Here is an 18,673-nt window from a genome sequence, read left to right on the forward strand (position 1 = left end):
CATGGCCAAGGACCTACCGCTGTGGCGGCCCCTGCTAGAGTATGAACCCGGGGCGGTCGACCTCGACTTCTCGGCCACGGGAGTCGAGCCCTACGTGGCGCCTTATGAGGCGCCCAGCGCCGGGTCCGTGGACCTCGATTTCTGGGGCGACTACAGCCCCGGCGAGCCGTTGGACCTGCGCCTCGACTTCGCGCCCACCACCTACCGCTACCAGCCCCCCGGGGCCGGTGCGGTAGACCTCGATTTCAGCGGAGACTACACCGCCCCCGAGGCCGGGGCCGCCGATCTGGCCTTTGGTGGGGAAGCCGGGGGAACCCCCGAGGCGGCCACGCCGCTGACGATCAACGCCACCCTGCCCAGCCTGGCAGCCTATGTACGGCTGGAGGCGAGCAACACCCTGCGCGTGCAGGCGACGTTGCCCAAGACTGTCGCCGTGGTGGCGCTGTCCACTGACATCAACGTGCACCGAGATCCCAGTCACCTTGCGGCTAGCGGTTACCAGCGCGCCGCCACATTGGCCGCAGTCACGGGTGACGGGTACCGGCAGAGCAAGCAGCGTCGCCAGCAGACGGCTACTCGCTACCAGCACGCAGACCCGGCCCGCCTCGCCACCAGTGCTCCGGCCCGGCAGCTGTCTCGGCTCGATGCCCTGCGCCGCGGCGTGCAGCAGCAGGCCGCGCCACTCAGCCATACCGCCGCCTGGCGGTACCAGCTCTTGCCTCCTCTCGACAGGTTCCGCCGCGTGCGCGAGCAGCAGGGTGTCTCGGCGTGGGCTGTCCAGGGAGTGTTGGGCCGCTTCCTGCCACATCTGCGAACCGGCTGGGGGCTGGCGTACCAGGAGACCGAGCGGATACTCGCTCGACACTGGGGCAGCGACTGGCAGTTCGGTGAATTCCGCCCTCTGGACGTTCATGGGCCTTACGAGCAGGCCATCGACCCGCCACCCGGGGTTTCGGTGCCGCCCCGGCCGCCTGAACCTCCGGAAGAGCCTGGCTGGCCGGAGTTGCCGGCCTTCTTCCGCGGCTCATCGGACCTCAATTTTTGCCAACGCCTGCCGGTAGGCACTGCACTCGATGTCGGTGTCGATCCCTGCGATCCCGACGCGCCCATCGTCGCCCCCATCCAGAGGACCTACCTCGTGAGCAACAGCGCATCCCTGACCCTGGTGGCCACCGGCCAGGCCCTCGAGGCCAGCGCCATCAGCGTGGCCATCGACGCCGACTCCTGGGCCTGGGAGCTGCGCGCCACCCTGCTCGGCGAGGCCAGCCTCAAAGCCGTGCGCGATGCCGTCCAGCCCGTCGAGGTCGAGGCCGAGATCAACGGCCACACCTGGCGCGGCGTGCTCGACGGCTGGAGCCGCGATCGCCAGTGGGGCAGCCTGCCCACCGCCACCCTCAGTGCGCGCAGCCTGGCTGCCTACCTCGGCGCGCCCCACGCCCAGCCACGCAGCTACGCCGAGACCCAGACCCGCACCGCCCAGCAGCTCGCCGAGCAGGAGCTGCCCCTAGGCTGGACGCTCGACTGGCAGATCGACGACTGGCTCATCGAACCCGAGGCCTGGCACTACACCAACCGCACGCCGATCGAGGCCATCACCGCCATCGCCACCGCCGCCGGCGCCGTGGTGCAGGCCCACCCCAGCGAGCCGCGGCTGATCATCGCCCCGCGCTACGCCGCCCCGCACTGGGCCTGGGCCGGCGAGACCCCGGATGTCACCCTGCCGCTCGACCTGCTCACCCGCCTGGGCAGCGAGTATCGCCCCAGCGAGCCACTCAACGGCGTCTACGTCTCCGGCGAGACCACCGGCGTGCTGGCACTCGTCAAGCGCACCGGCACCGCCGCCGACCGGCAGGGCGAGATGATCGTCGACCCGCTGATCACCCGCCAGGCCCCGGCCCGGGGCAGAGGCATCGCCGTGCTCTCCGCCAGCGGCGAACAGACTCGCGAAAGCCTGGCGCTGCCCGTGGCCACCGACATCGCCGGCCTGCTCGCCACCGGCCAGCTCGTGCGCATCGACCCCGACGGCAACGACTGGCGCGGGCTAGTGCGCGCCGTCAGCGTCAGCGCCCGGCTCAACAACGACGCCCTGGTCGTCGAGCAGACCGCCGAACTCGAACGCCACCTCGAGGAGACCGCCTGATGGCCCGCAACCTCTATCGCCAGTTCCTTCAGCTGATCCCCCGCGACCCCCTGCTGGTCGGCGAAGTCACCAGCCACAACAGCGACGGCACCAGCACCCTCGAGCTCCCCGGCGGCGGCACGCTCCGGGCGAGAGGGCAGGGCGTGGCCGTTGGGCTCAAGGCGTTTGTGCAGGGTGGCGCAGTGGTGGGGGAGGCGCCGACGCTGACGGATGTGACGGTGGAGGTTGGAGGGTAGAAGCCCCTGCAAGTCAGTCTTTATTTCTTAATGCAATAAAGCATCAAGTTGTGTATGTATTGATCTAGGCTTAATGGCACGCCTTCGCCATGTTCTTTTTCAAATGCTTGGCTGGCCTCATTGATTCTTTTTGCTGCCATTTTTATTTCCTGTTCGTCAATGTTTTCCTCGGGCATGTTATTGAATGCATTGATCTTTAAGTGAAGAAGGTATATGGCTTCTATTAGTTCTCTAGCCTCAAAGGTGCCAGTTTTTCCAATGGCTTCAAGATGTTGGCTGATGAAATCAAGGTGCCTTATGCACTTGCTGTATGCTATGTTTTTGCCACCAGATGTTATTAATGGGAGCGATTTGCAAATTGCCCAGTAAGAATTGGTTGATGTTTTTTCAACCCACCTGATGTTGTTTATCGTGCTGGCTATATCTGTTTTTATATGGCGATAGTTTCTTTCTAAAGCTTCGCAAAGATAATAAGCTTCTTTTCTTCTCCACTCTCCAATCTGTTCCCGTGTTAGGTTTAGCGCAAAGAGGGCGGTTAGCAAGATTCCAAAAGTGGATAGCCCGCCGAGAGAAACTCCAGGAACAAATGAGGCTATGAGAATAATGGAAGATAGTGCTATAATGGTTAACGATGTGGGTGTTTTCATGCATTGTACAAACTGTTCGTATGTCATCCAAGGTTCCTGATGTGCGGTCGATTCGCTCTCTTCACCGACCCTCCAGCCGTGACCATGCGTCTGGGCCTACCTGATGCTGAAACCGGTTGGGCGCCTCGCTACAACGTCTCGCCCGGTACCTGGATCACCGGCGTTCGCCGGCGAGAGCCTAAAGACGAGCCTACCATCGATGACTTGTGGTGGGGGTACCGCCCGAGTTGGGCTGGCGGCGATGCGCCGCAGCCCATCAATGCGCGTGTCGAGACCCTGGCAACCAGCCGCTACTTCAAGGGAGCCTTCCGCCATCACCGTTGCCTGATCCCCGCAGACGGTTGGTATGAGTGGGTGCCGACTGCCAGCGGTAAACAGCCTCACTTCATCTGCCGTGAGGATCGCGAGCTGCTGTTCCTCGCCGGGATCTGGGCTGACTATGCTGATGGCTCAGCATGCTGCGCGATTGTCACCGAACCGGCCCGCGGGCCGGCCAAAGAGATCCACGTCAGGATGCCCTTGGCATTGGCCGAGGATAGCCTCGAAGCCTGGCTCGATCCCCTGCTCCATGAGCGCGATGCGATCCGTGCCGCGGTTCAGCACCTCGACGTCGACCTGGTCACCCACTGGCCGGTCAGCAAACGAGTCAACCGGCCAGGGAATGACGACGCTACGCTTCTGGAGCCGCTGAAGGCATAGCCGGGCTCGGCAATCTCTTCTGAGGAAGATTCTTTGGGTGACTATGCTCAAGACATAACGCCTTAACAGCATGCATGATCGCATGCCGAATGACCGGGGTTCCCAGCAGATCAGCGTTAAGCCCGACAGGCTCCTAGTGTTGGTCACTGCCCGCAATAGGATGGCCTTCAGGGTAGGGTGCGTCCTGGGCCAAGGGGGTTCCGGTTCGCTCTCGCGGTCGATTACCGCAGAGCGCCGCCTCGCGCAGCAGGAGGTGCTCACCCTCATCAGTTTCCACACTCCCCCCCCAAGTGGCAACGGTCCCCTGGAAGTTGGGTGGCGGCTGTTCCCAACAGTTCCAGATGTAATACGCCTCGCCGGTGTCGGTCCCCTCGGGCAGCAGCGTGTCGGCATTGCCAATTACACCGTCGAGCTGAACCTGCGTAAGCCCTTGAGCGCCACGAAGATCGGCGGTATGCAGGACGGCCCACCTGAGGTCCGCCCCCTCCAGCCGTGCCCCCTGCAGCCGCGCCCACCTCAAGTCCGCCCCCTCCAGCCTCGCCCCAAAAAGGTCTGCTCCTTCCAGCCGCGAGCCTAAGAGTTGCGCCCCCTCCAACTGCGCATGATCTAGGTGCGCCCCCTCCAGTTGTGCCCCAAAGAGTTTCGCCCCATCCAGCCTCGCCCGCGTGAGATATGCTCCCACCAGCCGTACTTCTCTGAGTTTCGCCCCGTGCAATCGAGCCTCAGAAAGGTCCACATGCTCCAACCGTGCCCATTCGAGATTCGCTCCCTCCAGCCGCGCACTCCCCAGCCGTGCCCCTTTCAGCTGAGCCCAGCTGAGGTCCGCTCCCTCCAGCCTTGCATGAGAGAGGTCCGCCCCCTCCAGCCTCGCCCCAATGAGGTTTGCCCCCTCCAGCCTCGCCCCAACGAGGGTTGCCCCCTGCAGCCGCGTCCGCCAGAGGTCTGCGTTTACCAGGGTGGCCCCGTATGCATTGACTCGCCGTAGGTCACGTTTGGCCAGTTCAAGCTTGGGCAGGTTGGCCAGCTTGGCTTTGCGTTCCTCATCCCAGTCATTTGCGAAGCGTTGATCAAGGGTATCAAACCAGGCCAGGCAGTCGTTCGCCGGAATGTCAGGAAATTCAGTGCACCACTTGGCTCGCGTCGCCGCCAGCGTGAGCAGCGGTGGGCGGTCGACCGAGATGAGATGGCCACAATCCTCCATACTTAGCCCCTCGCGCCGGCACCAACGCTCGCGAAAGTCGGCGCGAGCGGTCTCGGCGGTGCGCCAGGACTCGGGCAGCTCTACCAGCTCGACACCGGTGAGATCGGTCCGGGCGAGAGGGGTCCAGGCCATCCTGACATCATAGAGCCAGCGGTATGCTAACCAGTGGTCATCATCCAGAGAGAAGGTAGCTAGATTGGGGATCCAGATACGCGAAGCTACCCATTCCTCCTGCACGACCTGGGCGGATTTCGGATCGCCATTGGGATAGGTTCCGTTGTCGAATAAGGGTATGCCGATGAGCACCTCAGCGAAGTCAATGACACGATTGACGTAGTGGTCGACGCCTCCTTCGGTGCGTAACCAGCTGATGGCCATGATGGCAAGCGCGGCGGCGAGGCCGGCACGGCGGTGCCACCGGCCGCGCCACGGATTTGGCCAGGGGCGTCGGAAGGTGCGGCAGAAGGCGCTGCGGGCGCTCCACCAGCTGGAAAGGCCGGTGTAGATGGCGATAAGCAGGTTGAGGGCGAGAAAGAGCGTCAGCCACTCCTCATGGGCGGGCATCGAGCGCCACCAGAAGCCAGCCAGTACCAGTGGCGCGGCCACCCAGACCAACAAACGGCTGGCAAGATTCGAGAGGCCGCGCAGCGGTCGACTGCTGGCAGCCCCGTCGGCACGCATCGTCAGGAAAAGGTCGTTGGCGAGCCAGGGGTGGATGCGGTCGGCGAGCGCTTCTCCGTCGATGCGGGCTGGGGCTGCGGCGAGCGCATCGCAGAGCTTGAGCAGGTGAATATGCAGGTAGATGTAGAGGGCGGCACCCAGCGGCGGGGCAAAGACGAAGAACGAGAACGTGGGGATAGCAATGCCCACCAGCGGCAACTCGGTCTGGCGGGAGGGAACGAAGAAATCGGCATCCTGGACGGCGAGCAGGGTGATGCCGATGTAGCCAAGGTAAGCGAGCAGCGCCAGCCAGGAGGTGCGAGCCAGCGCCGAGAGCTCATTGATGCGGGCGACCTGTTGTTGCTCTCGCTCGGTCATCAGGGGAGTCCTCCCCGGTCAGTGCTGCATAGTATAGTTCACCGAGTCATATCGGGATGGATAGCACCACCTGACCAGGGACGGCCGCTACAGAGCACAGAGTGAGTGGCCAACGGTGTGAACGCAACGTAGTGGATAGAGTCCATGTAGGCGCATTTCCTCTCTATCATGGAGCTATCTCATGGACGTGATCCGCATCATCCTCGCCATTCTGCTGCCCCCGGTGGGCGTCTTCCTCCAGGTCGGCCTCGGCCTGCATTTCTGGGTCAACATCCTGCTGACCCTAATGGGGTACATTCCCGGCATCGTGCATGCGGTGTGGATCATCGCGCGTAGGTGACAAGGCGCCAGGGCGGCACCTGACTTCACGCCTGCTCGACGGGGCTCTCTTGGATGCCGCATCTCGGGCAGTTTCCGACACGGATCCGCGCATCGCGCTTGACGAGCATTGGGTCGTCCAGCAATTCGGAGACGCTAATCCCAAACGCAGACGCCAGGGTCAGTAGGCGTTCATGCCCGATCTGCTTGATGTTGCCGGTCTCCCAGTAGCCGATGGTGACATCGCTGACGCCGATGCAGCGTGCAAGATCAGCCTTGGTAAGGCCAGCCGCTTCCCGTAGCTGGAGGATGCGAGTTGCCAACGAGTCCCGCGATGCTTCGTGTCCCATGCCATCCTCTGATTCTGAAGTTGCATTCGAGCTCATTGATGATACTTGCTTTGGAGAGTCAGGGTAGGGCGCTTGCACCAGGTGCTGAGGCGTTAGCGGGTGGCCTCGTCCATAGGGCGACGATGCCGGGCCAATACCGGTCAGGCAAGCAGCGGCAGGAGAGTGCTGGTAAAACCTCCTCGGCGCGCCCCGCCACACCGTTGCTTCATGTGCTGTATATATCGACACCCAAATGAAGCGAATCTTCAACGATGGCATGGGGTTAGGGGAGGGCAGAGGTAACACTGGCAGTGTTGAGGTCAGCGGTTCGATCCCGCTAGGCTCCACCAACAGCCTTCATGAAAACGCCGCCTGAAGCCCTGCTTCAGGCGGCGTTTTCGTTGATGTGCCCGTGAACGTGCCTGACGGGGCCGGCCGGTGTAATGGAGCCAACGCTGCCCACATCCTTCGTTACGAACGACCAACAGTGCAGTACCCTGTACCGGGACCGGTCATCAGGGAGAGGCCATCGTGGGGTTTCGCTTCCAGCGTCGCATTCATCTCGCACCCGGTGCGCGACTCGTTACCTGCAGGCTGCGTCCCGGGCTCTCGGTCGGGCCGCCCGGCATCCAGATGCAACTGGCAGCCGGTGAGGGAGGCGAGGGCCTGCCGGTGTACCTCGATATCGCCGCCAGCGGGGAGATCCGCTATCGGCATCCCGACGGGCACCGCCTTCCCGATGCCGAGGCCCGGGCGCTGCGCCGCCATGGCGAGGCGGCGATACGCGCGGCGCTCGAGTCCCACTGCGAGCAGCTCAATGCCGACCTCGACCGGCTCGAGCGCCTGCACGAGCAGATGCCGCCCCCGGGGGCCACCGGCTATCAGCCACGCAGCTACCCGGTGCCTCCTCCCTCGCCGGTGACCCTGCAACAGCCCGACTGGCGGCATGCCCTCTGGCCGGCGGCCCGGGCAGGGCTCGAGCGGGAGAATGCGCGCCGCGAGGCGTCGCACGCCGAGGCCTATCGTGCCTGGGAGTGGGAGAAGGCCGCGTTCGATGCCCGCGAGTTCGAGCGTCAGCAGCGCGAGGAGGTGGCGGCCTGGAACGACCCCGAGGCCATACAGCAGACGCTGGCCGAGCGATTGGATGAGCTCGGCTGGCCGCGCGAGACGCTGGTCGACTTCGAGCTGAGTGATGACTGTCGCACCATCGCCCTGGACATCGACCTGCCGGGCGAGGAGGAGATGCCCGACCGCTACTGGGCGATGCCCGCCAAGCGCCTCAAGCTCTCGCCGCGCAAGCTCGGCGCCACGCGACAGCGCGAGCTCTATCGGCGCCACGTGCATGGCGTGGCCTTCCGCGTGCTGGGCACGGTCTTCGCCCGGCTGCCGGGCATCGAGCGCGTGCTGGTCTCCGGCCATTGCCGCGTCAAGGCCGCGGCCAGCGGCGAACGCCAGGCCCGGTATCTCTTCAGCGTCAAGGTCACCCGCGAAGCGTGGGAAGGCGTCGACTTCGGCAGCCTGGCGGACCTCGACCCGGTCGAGGCCCTGGCGGCCTTCCCCCTGCGGCGCGAGATGGCCCGGGCCGACACCTTCCACGACATCACGCCCTTCGAACTGGACTGGCGTCGCCGCTGACGCGCGGGTGGCCCGGCGAGCCCGTCGCCCGCCGGGCAGCGTTCAGTCGGCGGCGGCCTGGCCGGCACTGAGGATATGGTGCAGGCCGGCGCACGCCACCAGGGGGTCGTCGCAGTTGACCACGATGTCGGAGCGGGCCAGCACGTAGCTCTTGCCGGTGATGGTGTTCTCCACGACCGTGTGGCTCCCTTCCTGTCGCGTGCCGGTGAACTCGCCAATGAAGCCAGTCTCGCGTAGCGACACGGTCTCCAGTTTGTCGCCCGGCTGGATGGTGCCCTCGTGGCGCATCAGCGCCAGCCGGGCCGAGGTGCCGGTGCCGGTGGTGCTGCGACAGATCACGCCCGGATGCACGTAGGTGGCCGAGCGCGAGCGGTAGAAGTCGTCGGCCACCTGCTCGACGGGGCCCATGAAGTGCAGGAAGGGCAGCGGACCCACGTCGCCCAGGGTGTAGTGGGAGAAGCCGCGCTCGGCCTGGATCGCCTCGACGATGCGATGGGCGCAGTCGGCGAGTTCCCGCTCCTCGTCGCGGTTGAGGTGGAAGCCCAACTCGCTGGCGTCCACCAGGGCGTAGAAGCCGCCGCTGTAGGCCACCGAGTAGGTCACGTCGCCAAGGCCGGGCACATGGATCGAGGCACGGTAGGTATCGATGTAGCTGGGCAGGCCCCCGCAGGTGATCGCCTCCACGACGCCGTTCTCGATAAGCGCCTCGATCTGCACCAGCCCCGCCGGCGACTCCAGCTTGAAGCGCTGGCGCCCCTCCTGCTTGGGCACCAGGCCGCTCTCCAGCACCGCCGTGGCGGTGCAGATGGTGTTGGAGCCGGAGTAGATGGGATAGCCCATCACTTCCATGATGATGTAGCCCACCTCGGCGGCCGGGTCGGTGGCGGGCACGAGCAGGTCCACCGACATCTCAGGAATGCCGTAGGGCTCCTCCAGCAGCAGCCTACGCAGGCCATCGGCATCGTCGCGCAGGTAGTGCATCTGGTCACGCACCGTGGCGCCGGGCAGGGGCTCGATGCCGCCGACCACGATGCGGCTGACATCCCCGCCGGCATGGGTGTCGATCAGTTGCAGGGTCAGTTCCTGGCTCATGAGTGTCCCTCGAGGGCGAAGGGCGCGCCATGCTCGTCCCACTGGCTGTCGGGGACGATCACGATCTTGCCCAGGAAGTTGCTGCCGCGGCTGACGAAGTAGCGCTCGGCCTCGTGCAGGTCGGAGAGCTTGAAGGCGGCGTGCAGCACCGGCTTGAGCCGGCCGCAACGGATCCAGTCGATCAGCTGTTCGGCCTCCTCGCGGGTGCCGTGGGAGACGCCGAAGATCTGCACCTGGTAGAGGTAGATGCGCGTCCACAGGATCTCCGAGATGTTGCCGCCGCTGGCCCCGGCGATGGAGAGCCGCGGGTAGGTGCTGCGTGCCTTCATGTCCTGGATCATGGTGTCGATGAAGCAGTCGGTCATCTCGCCGCCGACCAGGTCCATCACCGCATCGATGGGCGCGCCGCCTGTCGCCTCGAGCATCCGCTCGGCGAAGCCCGCCAGGTCGCCACGGTCGATCACCGCCTCGGCGCCCAGCGCCTTCAGCGCCGGGGCCTTCTCCTGCTGGCTCACCGCATAGGGCACGGCGCCGACGATACGGCACAGCTGGATCAGCGCCGTCCCCACGCCGCCGCTGGCGCCGCTGACAAGAATCCGTTCCCCCGCACTTACCCGGGCCGACGTCATCATATGGTAGGCGGTCTGGTAGGAGCACATGCCCAGGGCGGCGAGCTCGGCGTCGCGCAGTTCCGGGTTGGGCACGTGGTGGAACTGGTCCGAGGGCACGGCGACATACTCGGCGAAGCCGCCGTCGGCGCCGTGGCCGTAGTAGTCCGGGGTCAGGTTGATGTCGCGCCGGGCGTCCGGATAGAGGTTGAAGTCGAGCAGGCCGCGCTCATCGATCCGCGACTCATCGACTCCCTTGCCCACCGCCACCACGCGCCCGGCGATGTCGGCGCCCTGGATGCGCGGGAAGGTCAGGGTCGGCTCGCCGCCCATGGCAAACGAGGTCACCTCGCCCTTCTTGACCGGATAGAGCCCTTCGCGGGCCTTGCGGTCGGTGTTGTTCTTGGCGGTAGCCGTGACCTTGACCAGCACCTCGCCGGGTCCCGGCTGCGGGATCGGCACGTCGTCGTGATAGACCAGCTTGTCGACGTCACCATGCCCGGTCAGCAGCATGGCGGCCATGGTAGCGGGAAGGGTCTCGCTGCTCACTGGGTGCCTCCTTTCGTCTGCGGGGTCGACTCGAGCAGACGATAGCAGACTTCCCCGTCCCGACGTCATCCCCCTGGCGGCCCGCTGTGTCGCGAGGCGGCGCCGAGGCTACCCACCCTCGCGGTGCCAGAAGGGCTGACCGACCGTCGGCGTGCTGGGACTGGCGGTCTGGCGCTGCTGCATCAGCCCGGCCAGGTAGGCCTTGCGCCCTGCGCGGATGGCCTCGGCAAAGGCCTCGGCCATCAGCGGCGGGCGATGGGCGCGGGCCACGGCGGTGTTGAGCAGCACGCCGTCGAAGCCCATCTCCATGGCCTCGGCGGCCTGGGACGGGGCGCCCAGGCCGGCATCGATGATCAGCGGCACGTCGAGTCGCTGGCGCAGGGTCTGGAGGGCGTAGCGGTTCATCAGGCCGCGGCCGGTGCCGATGGGCGAGCCCCAGGGCATCAGCGCCTGGCAGCCGGCGTCGCGCAGCCGTTGGCAGAGCACCAGGTCGTCGGTGCAGTAGGGCAGCACCTTGAAGCCCTGGTCGACCAGCTCCCGGGCCGCCTCCAGCAGGCCGAAGGGGTCCGGCTGCAGGTTGTAGTCGTCGCCGATCACCTCGAGCTTGATCCAGGGCGTGTCGAAGAGCTCGCGGGACATCTGGGCCAGGGTGATCGCCTCCCGGGCCGAGCGGCAGCCGGCGGTGTTGGGCAGCAGCCGGCAGCCGCTGTCGCGCAGGATCTGCCAGAAGGCGTCGCCGTCGCCCGCCGCGGGGTTCTGCCGGCGCAGGCCCAGGGTAACCATCTCGCAGCCGGCGGCCCGGATGGCCTCCTGCATTACCGTGGGTGAGGGATAGAGGGCGGTACCGAGCAGGAAGCGGCTGGCAAAGGCCTCGTCGTAGAGCGTCAGGGTGTCGTCGCGCAGCGCGTCCATCAGCCACCTCCCACCGCGGCCACGATGTCGATGCGGTCGTCGTCCTGCAGGACCCGGTCGGCGTAGGCGGAGCGCGGCACGAACTCGCCGTTGACCGCCACGGCGACTCGGCGGTCGGTGTAATGCCACGCCTGCAGGGCGTCCGCAAGCGGTGTGCCGGCGGGAAGGCGGGCGGGCTCGTCGTTGAGGCGCAGGGTGATCTCGTTCATGCAGCGGTCTCCTGTGGCGGGCATGCCGCCAGGGTGTCGGCGAAGGGCCGCTCGCCATGGCCGCGGATCCTGGCCAGCAGGTGGCAGACCACGGCCGGTGCAAGCAGGTAGCCGTGCCGGAACAGGCCGTTGGCGGTGACCAGCCCCTCCTGGTGGGTGACATGGGGCAGGTTGTCGAGAAAGGCGGGGCGCAGGTTGACGCCCTGCTCCAGGATGCGCGCCTCGGCAAAGGCCGGCGACAGGGTGTAGAGGGCACTGCCCAGCTCCAGCGAAGACTGCAGCGACACCGGCGAACGGTCCTCGCTCTCGATCTGGGTGGCGCCGATGACGAAGCGATGGCCCGGCTTGGGGACCACATAGAGCTGGTAGCGGGGGTGCATCAGCCGCACCGGACGCGAGAGCCGGATCTCGGCGGTCTGCACGTGCAGGGTCTCGCCGCGCACGCCGCGCAGGCTCGGGTGGCGCTGCCGGGCACCGGTGCCGCGACAGTCGATGACCAGGTCGAAGCCTCGACGGCCGTCGGCGCTGACGATCTCGCCGGGGAAGGTCTCCACCGGGCAGTGGGCATGGCACTCCCCGCCCAGGGTGCGAATCTCGTCGAGCAGGCGGGTGAGCAGGGCGCGATTGTCCAGGTGGGCCTCGTCCGGCAAGTACAGGCCCTGCTGGAAGCCGGGTGCCAAATCGGGCTCCAGCCGGTGGACCTCCCGGGCGTCTAGGGGTTGGCAGGGCGAGCCGCCGCCCAGCGCATGGTCGAGGTCGCGACGGAACTGGGTGAGCTCGCCCAGGTCCTGGGGGTGCGCCACCATCAGGCTGCCGTGCTGCTGCCATAGCGATCGGGCGTCGAGGGCCTCGAGCCACCGCGGCCACTGGCTCAGGGCGAAGCGGCCCATGTCGTATACGCAGCGCTCGGAGATGGCCGTCTCGCAGAGCGGGGCGACCATGCCGGCGGCGGTCCAGGCGGCAGCGGGCGGGGCGTCCAGGTCCCCGGCGTCATAGAGGGTGACGGCGTGGCCGTCGTCGAGCAGCTGCCAGGCGACCAGGCGCCCCAGCAGGCCGGCGCCGGCGACGGCGATGTGTTCGGTGGTGGGTGTCACGATGGCGGCCATCCAGCAGGAGATGTGGCTGACCAGGCGTGATGGCGGCAGGGGCAGGCAGGCGTGACATGCGCTTGTTCCCTCCGCAGGCATCAACCTGATCAGGTTCAACGGGTTCGGCCGTACCGATCTCAGCCCCCGTGCACGGCGCCATGCGCGTACCGGGGCTCCCCGACAAGTCCTGTCAACTTAACCAAAGATGCCCGGGCACGCAATCGCGTTGCGTGCCCGGGCATCAGGGGCGATGGCGTCCTGTCCGGCTCAGGCGCAGTCGGCGGCCCCTTCGCCGAACATGTCGAACAGCAGCTCGCGGCCGAGGCCGGTCAGCACGAAGCGCTGCTGGTCGTTCCAGGTGGCCGCTCGGCTGGTCTCGAGGATGTGCTGGCAGGGTGCCCAGTCACGGTCCGCATCGCCCAGCGCCTTGAGGGCGTTGCGGTCGAGGCCGCGGTGGGCAACGGTGACCGTCTCGAGGACGTGCCCCTGGCGATAGAGCAGGGCGGCCATGTTGGAGAGGCACTGGCGCAGGCTGCGCTGCATGCCGGTGGTGCTTGGGGTGTCATGTCTCATGCTGCCGCATCTCCTGTAGGGATTCTGCTGCAGCGCATTATACATGCGACGAAGGTCGATGTCATACCAAGGTCTAAGATGCCCCGCCCGGAGATCCTGCGCGCGGGATGGGGCGTCTCCCTCAGCCCTCCACACGTCCCAGTAGCAGGAACTCGATCAGCGCCTTCTGGGCATGCAGGCGGTTGCCGGCCTCCTGCCAGACCACCGCACGCGGATCATCGAGTAGGGTCGTGCTGATCTCCTCGCCGCGGTGGGCGGGCAGGCAGTGCAGGAAGAGCACGTCATCCTTCGCCTGGTCGAGCATCGCCTCGCTCACCTGGAGGCCGGCGAAATCCGCCTCGCGCCTGGCCTGCTCCTCCTCCTGGCCCATGGAGGCCCAGACGTCGGTGGTCACCAGATCGGCGTTTGCCACGGCCTGCAGGGGATCGCGGTGAATGCTCACCCGGTCGCCGGCGGCCGCCAGGATGTCCTGGCGCGGCTCGTAGCCTTCCGGACAGCAGATGCGCAGCTGGAAGTCGAACTGGCGGGCGGCGTTGATCCAGGAGTGGCACATGTTGTTGCCGTCGCCGATCCACACCGCGGTGCGCCCCTTGACGCTGCCGCGCAGCTCGGTCCAGGTCATCACGTCGGCGAGCAGCTGGCAGGGGTGGTAGTCGTCGGTGAGGGCGTTGATCACCGGCACCGTACTGGCGGCGGCATACGCCTCCAGGCCCTGGTGGGAAAAGGTGCGGATCATCACCGCATCGACCATCTCCGCGAGCACCCGCGCGGTATCGCCGATGGGTTCGCCGCGGCCGAGCTGGGTGTCACGGGGCGAGAGAAACAGCGCATGGCCGCCGAACTGCGCCATGGCGGTCTCGAAGGAGACCCGGGTGCGGGTCGAGGACTTCTCGAAGATCATCGCCAGGGTGCGGTTGGCGAAGGGCGTGTAGGTCGGCCCGTGGGTCTTCAGGCCGTTCTTGATCGAGATGGCGCGCTGGATCAGGTAGCGCAGCTCGTCCGGACTGAGGTCAAGCAGGGTGAGGAAATGGCGGGTGGCCATGGTGTCGCTCCACGGGAAAAAACGACCATCCTAGCCAGCCCGCGGGGGATGCGCAACGCGCCCGTCATCAGTAGAATGGCCCTCATCCACAAGGCCGACCAGCATGCTCGGGTATTGTCCGGGCGGCTGCCGGCCACCGTCTATCGAGGCCCGGTCCGCCGAGGCCCGGCCACACGAGAAAGGGAGATGTCATGAGCACCACCGTCGAGAACATACAGCGCCAGATCGGCGAGAACCCCATCCTGATCTACATGAAGGGCACCCCCCAGCTGCCGCAGTGCGGCTTCTCCGCCCAGACCGTCCAGGCGCTGATGGCCTGCGGCGAGCGCTTCGCCTTCGTCAACGTCCTGGACAACCCGGACATCCGCGCCGAGCTTCCCAAGGTGGCCAACTGGCCGACCTTCCCGCAGCTCTGGGTCGATGGCGAGCTGGTCGGCGGCTGTGACATCGTGGTCGAGATGCACCAGAGCGGCGAGTTGGAGAAGCTGGTCAAGGAGACCGCCGCCAAGCACAAGGACGACGCCGAGCAGTAAGCGCCGAGCTAAAAGTGCCGAGCTACAAGCGCCGAGCCGCCAAGCTGTTCGGTGACGGGCGGCAGGTAGCGAGGCGAGAACGCGAAACCCCACCGGATTAACGTCTGGCGGGGTTTCTTGCTATTTGTTGCTGATTGAACCTAGCCTCCGCTTGGTGGCCGCTTGGCCGCTTGGCCGCTTGGCCGCTTGGCCGCTTGGCCTCTTGGCGCTAGTCCTCCAGCCCCTGCTCCTTCTGGGCCAGGGCCCAGCCGCCCAGGTCCTTGTAGCGGTTGACCATGGCACAGAACAGCTCGGCGGTGCGCTCGGTGTCGTAGCGTGCCGAGTGGGCGGCGCTGTTGTCGAACTCGATGCCCGCAGCGCGGCAGGCCCGGGCCAGCACGGTCTGGCCATAGACGAGGCCACCGAGCGAGGCCGTGTCGAAGCTCGAGAAGGGGTGGAAGGGATTGCGCTTGATGCCGCAGCGGTTGACTGCGGCGTTGAGGAAGCCGTGGTCGAAGGCGGCATTGTGGCCGACCAGCACGGCCCGGGTGCAGCCATGGGCCTTGATGGACTTGCGCACCGGGCGGAAGATCTCGCCGAGCGCCTCGGCCTCGCTGACGGCGACCTGTCGGCGCAGCGGGTCATCGAGGCGAATGCCGGTGAAGTCCAGCGCCGACTGCTCCACGTTGGCCCCCTCGAAGGGGGTAACATGGTAGGCGTAGGTGGCGTCGGGGATCAGGTTGCCCTCCGGGTCCATGGTCAGGGTGACGGCGGCGATCTCGAGGATCGCATCGCCCTCGGGATTGAATCCGCCGGTCTCCAGGTCCACCACCACGGGCAGGAAGCTGCGGAATCGCTGCGCCATGAGTTCGCGGACGATCGCCTCGCTCATGCACCTCTCCTTGTCTGGGCCATCGTGTCTCGAAACCGCGAAAGTCTAGCAGCTTGCCCTCGGTGAGTCGCGTCGCCGGTATTCGCTGCAGGCTCGGCGCGCTATAATCGCCCCTTTCGAGAACGTTACTAGAGGAGCCTCAGCATGTCCGATGTCAAGAAGGTCGTGCTCGCCTATTCCGGCGGCCTGGACACGTCCGTCATCGTCAAGTGGTTGCAGGAAACCTATGACTGCGAGGTCGTGACCTTCACCGCGGACATCGGCCAGGGCGAGGAGGTCGAGCCGGCCCGAGCCAAGGCCCAGGCGCTGGGGGTCAAGGAGATCCATATCGAGGATCTTCGCGAGGAGTTCGTGCGCGACTACGTCTACCCGATGTTCCGCGCCAATACCCTCTACGAAGGCGAGTACCTGCTCGGCACCTCCATCGCCCGCCCGCTGATTGCCCGCCGCCTGATCGAGATCGCCGACCAGACCGGCGCCGACGCCATCTCCCATGGCGCCACCGGCAAGGGCAACGACCAGGTGCGCTTCGAACTGGGCGCCTATGCCCTGAAGCCGGGCGTCAAGGTGATCGCGCCCTGGCGCGAGTGGGACCTCAACTCCCGCGAGAAGCTGATGGCCTACTGCCATCAGCACGACATCCCGGTGGACTTCTCCTCCAAGAAGAAGTCGCCCTACTCGATGGATGCCAACCTGCTGCACATCTCCTACGAGGGCGGCATCCTCGAGGATCCCTGGGCCGAGGCCGAGGAGGACATGTGGCGCTGGAGCGTGTCGCCCGAGGCCGCGCCGGATACGCCTACCTATATCGAGCTGACCTATGAGCGTGGCGATATCGTGGCCATCGACGGCGTGCCGATGAAGCCCCACGAGGTGCTCGAGAAGCTCAATACGCTGGGTGGCGACAACGGCATCGGTCGCCTCGACATCGTCGAGAACCGCTATGTGGGCATGAAGTCTCGCGGCTGCTATGAGACGCCGGGGGGCACCATCATGCTGCGTGCCCATCGCGCCATCGAGTCGCTGACCCTCGACCGCGAGGAGGCGCACCTCAAGGACGAGCTGATGCCCAAGTATGCCGAGGTGATCTACAACGGCTACTGGTGGAGCCCGGAGCGTCGCATGCTGCAGGCCGCCATCGACGAGACCCAGAAGAATGTCTCCGGCGTGGTGCGCATGAAGCTCTACAAGGGCAGCGCCACCGTGGCGGGCCGCCGTTCCGACCAGTCGCTGTTCGACGAGTCCATCGCCACTTTCGAGGACGATGCCGGCGCCTACGACCAGAAGGATGCCGAGGGCTTCATCAAGCTCAACGCCCTGCGCCTGCGCATCGCCGCCGGCAAGGGCCGCCGGCAGGACTGAGCCTGACGCTCATGCCTGACATTCATGTCTTCCTCGACGCCGGCTCGCCGCCGGCGTCGTCGTGTCGAGGCCTATCCCCTGTGAGGAGTGCACCATGTTCAAGAAACTGTTATCCGGGCTGTTCGGCGGTGGCGATAGTTCGTCCGGCAACGCTGCGGCCGCCGAGCCGGTGGAGTACAAGGGCTACCTGATCATCTCCGAACCCGCCGACCAGGGCGGCCAGTACCGCGTCAGCGGCTGGATCCGCAAGCCGCTGCCCGCCGCCGACGGGGAGGACGGCGAGATGCTCGAGCACCGGTTCGAGCGCTCCGACATGCTGCCCGGCCGCGAGGCCTGTGATGCCCTCATGGTCAGCAAGGCGCAGCGCTTCATCGACGAGGTCGGCGACGAGATGTTCTCGCCGCGCTGAGACTCGCCTTATACTTCAGGACATGACGATTCATGGCGTGATCCGGAGCCACCATGCGCCTGCTGCACCGACCCTCGCCCTGGCGAGCGCTCTTCGCCACCGATGCGTTGCCCGACCCCGGCGAGTGGCCGGCGCTGCTGGCCCCGCTGGGCCAGTCCCTGGCGCGCCTGGGGCCTGCCCCCGACCTGGCCGAGGCCCACGCCTGGCAGGGTCAGCTGGTGGAGGCCCTTGACCGGCTCGACCTGCCCGCCTGGCGAATCAGCCAGCTGATCAGCGACCACAACGACTGGCTCTATCGGCGGGCCATCACCCTCTCCCTGGAGGAGATGCGCGGCCTGGGCTGGGGGACTCCACCGGCGGCCTTCTGCGTGCTGACCCTCGGGTCGGGAGCGCGCCACGAGAGCCTGCTGGCGCCGGACCAGGACAACGCCATGATCATCGCCGACTACCCCGACGATCGGCATACCGAGATCGATGGCTACTTCCAGTCGCTGGGTGAGCGCTTCACCGCGCGCCTCGACGCGGCCGGGATCCCGCTCTGCCAGGGCCATGTCATGGCCCGCTGGCCGATGTGGCGCAAGCGGCTCTCGGAGTGGCGCGCACAGCTCGATATCTGGACCGCGGAGCGCCGCGTCAAGCGTGTCCAGCAGGCTAACATCCTGCTCGACTTCCACCCGGTCCATGGCGAGGTCGCACTCGCCGAAGCCCTGGCCGAGCGCGTCGCCTGGCTGCTGCCGGGAGCCCACCTCTTCCTCGACGAGATGGCGAGCCTGCTCGATGAGCTGCCGCTGGCCCTGGACCGGTTCGGCAGGCTTGGCGGCGACGGCGAGGGTGCCCCCCATGAACGGGCCATCAACCTCAAGCGCCAGGGAATGCTGCCGCTGGTGAGTGCCGTGCGCCTGCTGGCCGTGCGCCACGGGGTGCGCCCGCCGGATACCCGCTCGCGGCTGGTGGCGCTGGTGATGCAGGAGGCGCTCGACGCCGAGCATGCCCGGGCCCTGACCGCGGCACACGAGCGCTTGCAGGCGCTGATGCTCGGCGAGCAGCGCCGGGCCCTGGCCGAGGGGCGCGTCCCGGATGGCTGGGTGGACATCGCCCGGCTGGGCGAGGACCAACGACTGCTGCTGCGCCACGACCTGCTGCAGATCCGTGCACTTCAGAGAAAAGCGCGGAAGCCATAAG

The 18,673-nt window shown here is 66.4% G+C and carries 20 protein-coding genes, 1 tRNA gene and 1 riboswitch; of the genes, 10 read left to right on the forward strand and 11 right to left on the reverse strand.

Going from position 1 to position 18,673, the window contains the following annotated elements; genetic code table 11:
- Window position 1 precedes the first annotated feature (1 nt).
- Complete coding sequence (locus tag M8009_RS00790) at window positions 2-2,140, forward strand: hypothetical protein (RefSeq protein ID WP_250058863.1); 2,139 nt, start codon at window positions 2-4, stop codon at window positions 2,138-2,140.
- Entirely contained in the window at window positions 2,140-2,376 is a 237-nt protein-coding gene (locus tag M8009_RS00795) for a hypothetical protein (RefSeq protein ID WP_250058864.1), read from the forward strand. The genes M8009_RS00790 and M8009_RS00795 overlap by 1 nt, the downstream gene beginning before the upstream one ends.
- A 20-nt stretch (window positions 2,377-2,396) precedes the next feature.
- On the opposite strand, the gene M8009_RS00800 is transcribed toward M8009_RS00795, so the two are convergent.
- Complete coding sequence (locus tag M8009_RS00800; RefSeq protein ID WP_250058865.1) at window positions 2,397-3,050, reverse strand: hypothetical protein; 654 nt, start codon at window positions 3,048-3,050, stop codon at window positions 2,397-2,399.
- A 12-nt stretch (window positions 3,051-3,062) separates the two neighbouring features.
- On the opposite strand from M8009_RS00800, the gene M8009_RS00805 reads away from it, so the two are divergent.
- Window positions 3,063-3,722: an SOS response-associated peptidase gene (locus M8009_RS00805; RefSeq protein ID WP_284047673.1), complete on the forward strand. Its 660-nt coding sequence runs from the start codon at window positions 3,063-3,065 to the stop codon at window positions 3,720-3,722.
- Between the two features lie 133 nt (window positions 3,723-3,855).
- Here the strand turns inward: M8009_RS00805 and M8009_RS00810 are convergent, their stop codons facing one another.
- Entirely contained in the window at window positions 3,856-5,961 is a 2,106-nt protein-coding gene (locus M8009_RS00810; RefSeq protein WP_250058866.1) for a pentapeptide repeat-containing protein, read from the reverse strand.
- A gap of 181 nt (window positions 5,962-6,142) precedes the next feature.
- Between M8009_RS00810 and M8009_RS00815 the strand changes: the two genes are divergently transcribed.
- Window positions 6,143-6,301: a YqaE/Pmp3 family membrane protein gene (locus M8009_RS00815; RefSeq protein ID WP_250058867.1), complete on the forward strand. Its 159-nt coding sequence runs from the start codon at window positions 6,143-6,145 to the stop codon at window positions 6,299-6,301.
- A gap of 25 nt (window positions 6,302-6,326) precedes the next feature.
- On the opposite strand, the gene M8009_RS00820 is transcribed toward M8009_RS00815, so the two are convergent.
- On the reverse strand, window positions 6,327-6,629 hold the full coding sequence (locus M8009_RS00820; protein ID WP_250058868.1) for a helix-turn-helix transcriptional regulator: 303 nt from the start codon (window positions 6,627-6,629) through the stop codon (window positions 6,327-6,329).
- 259 nt (window positions 6,630-6,888) lie between these two features.
- On the opposite strand from M8009_RS00820, the gene M8009_RS00825 reads away from it, so the two are divergent.
- Window positions 6,889-6,958 (forward strand) — tRNA-Ser (locus M8009_RS00825).
- A 181-nt stretch (window positions 6,959-7,139) separates the two neighbouring features.
- On the forward strand, window positions 7,140-8,243 hold the full coding sequence (locus M8009_RS00830; RefSeq protein WP_250058869.1) for a DUF4236 domain-containing protein: 1,104 nt from the start codon (window positions 7,140-7,142) through the stop codon (window positions 8,241-8,243).
- A gap of 42 nt (window positions 8,244-8,285) precedes the next feature.
- Here the strand turns inward: M8009_RS00830 and M8009_RS00835 are convergent, their stop codons facing one another.
- From M8009_RS00835 to argF, 7 genes are all read right to left on the reverse strand, one after another.
- The gene (locus M8009_RS00835) at window positions 8,286-9,335 is read right to left on the reverse strand and encodes a proline racemase family protein (RefSeq protein WP_250058870.1); all 1,050 of its coding nucleotides are present in this window, start codon (window positions 9,333-9,335) and stop codon (window positions 8,286-8,288) included.
- Window positions 9,332-10,465, reverse strand: a complete 1,134-nt coding sequence (locus M8009_RS00840) for a zinc-binding dehydrogenase (protein ID WP_250059469.1) — start codon at window positions 10,463-10,465, stop codon at window positions 9,332-9,334. Before M8009_RS00840 ends, M8009_RS00835 begins: the two co-directional genes overlap by 4 nt.
- Before the next feature lie 135 nt (window positions 10,466-10,600).
- Window positions 10,601-11,404: a thiazole synthase gene (locus M8009_RS00845; RefSeq protein ID WP_250058871.1), complete on the reverse strand. Its 804-nt coding sequence runs from the start codon at window positions 11,402-11,404 to the stop codon at window positions 10,601-10,603.
- Window positions 11,404-11,613, reverse strand: a complete 210-nt coding sequence (gene thiS, locus M8009_RS00850; protein WP_250058872.1) for a sulfur carrier protein ThiS — start codon at window positions 11,611-11,613, stop codon at window positions 11,404-11,406. Before thiS ends, M8009_RS00845 begins: the two co-directional genes overlap by 1 nt.
- Window positions 11,610-12,707 (reverse strand): glycine oxidase ThiO, encoded by a 1,098-nt coding sequence (thiO, locus tag M8009_RS00855; protein ID WP_250058873.1) that lies wholly within the window; start codon window positions 12,705-12,707, stop codon window positions 11,610-11,612. Before thiO ends, thiS begins: the two co-directional genes overlap by 4 nt.
- Window positions 12,708-12,768: 61 nt before the next feature.
- Window positions 12,769-12,891: riboswitch (TPP riboswitch) on the reverse strand.
- A gap of 77 nt (window positions 12,892-12,968) precedes the next feature.
- On the reverse strand, window positions 12,969-13,274 hold the full coding sequence (locus M8009_RS00860) for a hypothetical protein (RefSeq protein ID WP_250058874.1): 306 nt from the start codon (window positions 13,272-13,274) through the stop codon (window positions 12,969-12,971).
- A 121-nt stretch (window positions 13,275-13,395) separates the two neighbouring features.
- On the reverse strand, window positions 13,396-14,316 hold the full coding sequence (argF, locus tag M8009_RS00865) for an ornithine carbamoyltransferase (RefSeq protein ID WP_250058875.1): 921 nt from the start codon (window positions 14,314-14,316) through the stop codon (window positions 13,396-13,398).
- A 191-nt stretch (window positions 14,317-14,507) separates the two neighbouring features.
- Between argF and M8009_RS00870 the strand changes: the two genes are divergently transcribed.
- Window positions 14,508-14,849, forward strand: coding sequence for a Grx4 family monothiol glutaredoxin (locus M8009_RS00870; RefSeq protein WP_250058876.1), 342 nt, complete (start codon window positions 14,508-14,510; stop codon window positions 14,847-14,849).
- Window positions 14,850-15,057: 208 nt separating this feature from the next.
- Here M8009_RS00870 and rnt read toward each other — a convergent pair whose 3' ends face one another.
- Window positions 15,058-15,720, reverse strand: coding sequence for a ribonuclease T (gene rnt, locus M8009_RS00875; RefSeq protein ID WP_250058877.1), 663 nt, complete (start codon window positions 15,718-15,720; stop codon window positions 15,058-15,060).
- A gap of 144 nt (window positions 15,721-15,864) precedes the next feature.
- On the opposite strand from rnt, the gene M8009_RS00880 reads away from it, so the two are divergent.
- From M8009_RS00880 to M8009_RS00890, 3 genes are all read left to right on the forward strand, one after another.
- Window positions 15,865-17,082 (forward strand): argininosuccinate synthase, encoded by a 1,218-nt coding sequence (locus M8009_RS00880; protein ID WP_250058878.1) that lies wholly within the window; start codon window positions 15,865-15,867, stop codon window positions 17,080-17,082.
- A gap of 94 nt (window positions 17,083-17,176) precedes the next feature.
- Window positions 17,177-17,491, forward strand: coding sequence for an HlyU family transcriptional regulator (locus tag M8009_RS00885; RefSeq protein ID WP_250058879.1), 315 nt, complete (start codon window positions 17,177-17,179; stop codon window positions 17,489-17,491).
- Between the two features lie 53 nt (window positions 17,492-17,544).
- On the forward strand, window positions 17,545-18,672 hold the full coding sequence (locus M8009_RS00890) for a DUF294 nucleotidyltransferase-like domain-containing protein (RefSeq protein WP_250058880.1): 1,128 nt from the start codon (window positions 17,545-17,547) through the stop codon (window positions 18,670-18,672).
- The last annotated feature ends 1 nt before the right edge of the window (window position 18,673 follow it).

Origin of the sequence: Halomonas gemina, from assembly GCF_023554995.1 — a bacterium.
GTDB lineage: Bacteria > Pseudomonadota > Gammaproteobacteria > Pseudomonadales > Halomonadaceae > Halomonas > Halomonas gemina.

Coding starts and splice junctions, on each gene's coding strand:
- M8009_RS00790 (WP_250058863.1), top strand. CDS start 2: ATGGCCAAGGACCTACCGCTGTGGCGGCCCCTGCTAGAGTATGAACCC.
- M8009_RS00795 (WP_250058864.1), top strand. CDS start 2,140: ATGGCCCGCAACCTCTATCGCCAGTTCCTTCAGCTGATCCCCCGCGAC.
- M8009_RS00800 (WP_250058865.1), bottom strand. CDS start 3,050: ATGACATACGAACAGTTTGTACAATGCATGAAAACACCCACATCGTTA.
- M8009_RS00805 (WP_284047673.1), top strand. CDS start 3,063: ATGTGCGGTCGATTCGCTCTCTTCACCGACCCTCCAGCCGTGACCATG.
- M8009_RS00810 (WP_250058866.1), bottom strand. CDS start 5,961: ATGACCGAGCGAGAGCAACAACAGGTCGCCCGCATCAATGAGCTCTCG.
- M8009_RS00815 (WP_250058867.1), top strand. CDS start 6,143: ATGGACGTGATCCGCATCATCCTCGCCATTCTGCTGCCCCCGGTGGGC.
- M8009_RS00820 (WP_250058868.1), bottom strand. CDS start 6,629: ATGGGACACGAAGCATCGCGGGACTCGTTGGCAACTCGCATCCTCCAG.
- M8009_RS00835 (WP_250058870.1), bottom strand. CDS start 9,335: ATGAGCCAGGAACTGACCCTGCAACTGATCGACACCCATGCCGGCGGG.
- M8009_RS00840 (WP_250059469.1), bottom strand. CDS start 10,465: ATGGCCGCCATGCTGCTGACCGGGCATGGTGACGTCGACAAGCTGGTC.
- M8009_RS00845 (WP_250058871.1), bottom strand. CDS start 11,404: ATGGACGCGCTGCGCGACGACACCCTGACGCTCTACGACGAGGCCTTT.
- thiS (WP_250058872.1), bottom strand. CDS start 11,613: ATGAACGAGATCACCCTGCGCCTCAACGACGAGCCCGCCCGCCTTCCC.
- M8009_RS00860 (WP_250058874.1), bottom strand. CDS start 13,274: ATGAGACATGACACCCCAAGCACCACCGGCATGCAGCGCAGCCTGCGC.
- argF (WP_250058875.1), bottom strand. CDS start 14,316: ATGGCCACCCGCCATTTCCTCACCCTGCTTGACCTCAGTCCGGACGAG.
- M8009_RS00870 (WP_250058876.1), top strand. CDS start 14,508: ATGAGCACCACCGTCGAGAACATACAGCGCCAGATCGGCGAGAACCCC.
- rnt (WP_250058877.1), bottom strand. CDS start 15,720: ATGAGCGAGGCGATCGTCCGCGAACTCATGGCGCAGCGATTCCGCAGC.
- M8009_RS00880 (WP_250058878.1), top strand. CDS start 15,865: ATGTCCGATGTCAAGAAGGTCGTGCTCGCCTATTCCGGCGGCCTGGAC.
- M8009_RS00885 (WP_250058879.1), top strand. CDS start 17,177: ATGTTCAAGAAACTGTTATCCGGGCTGTTCGGCGGTGGCGATAGTTCG.
- M8009_RS00890 (WP_250058880.1), top strand. CDS start 17,545: ATGCGCCTGCTGCACCGACCCTCGCCCTGGCGAGCGCTCTTCGCCACC.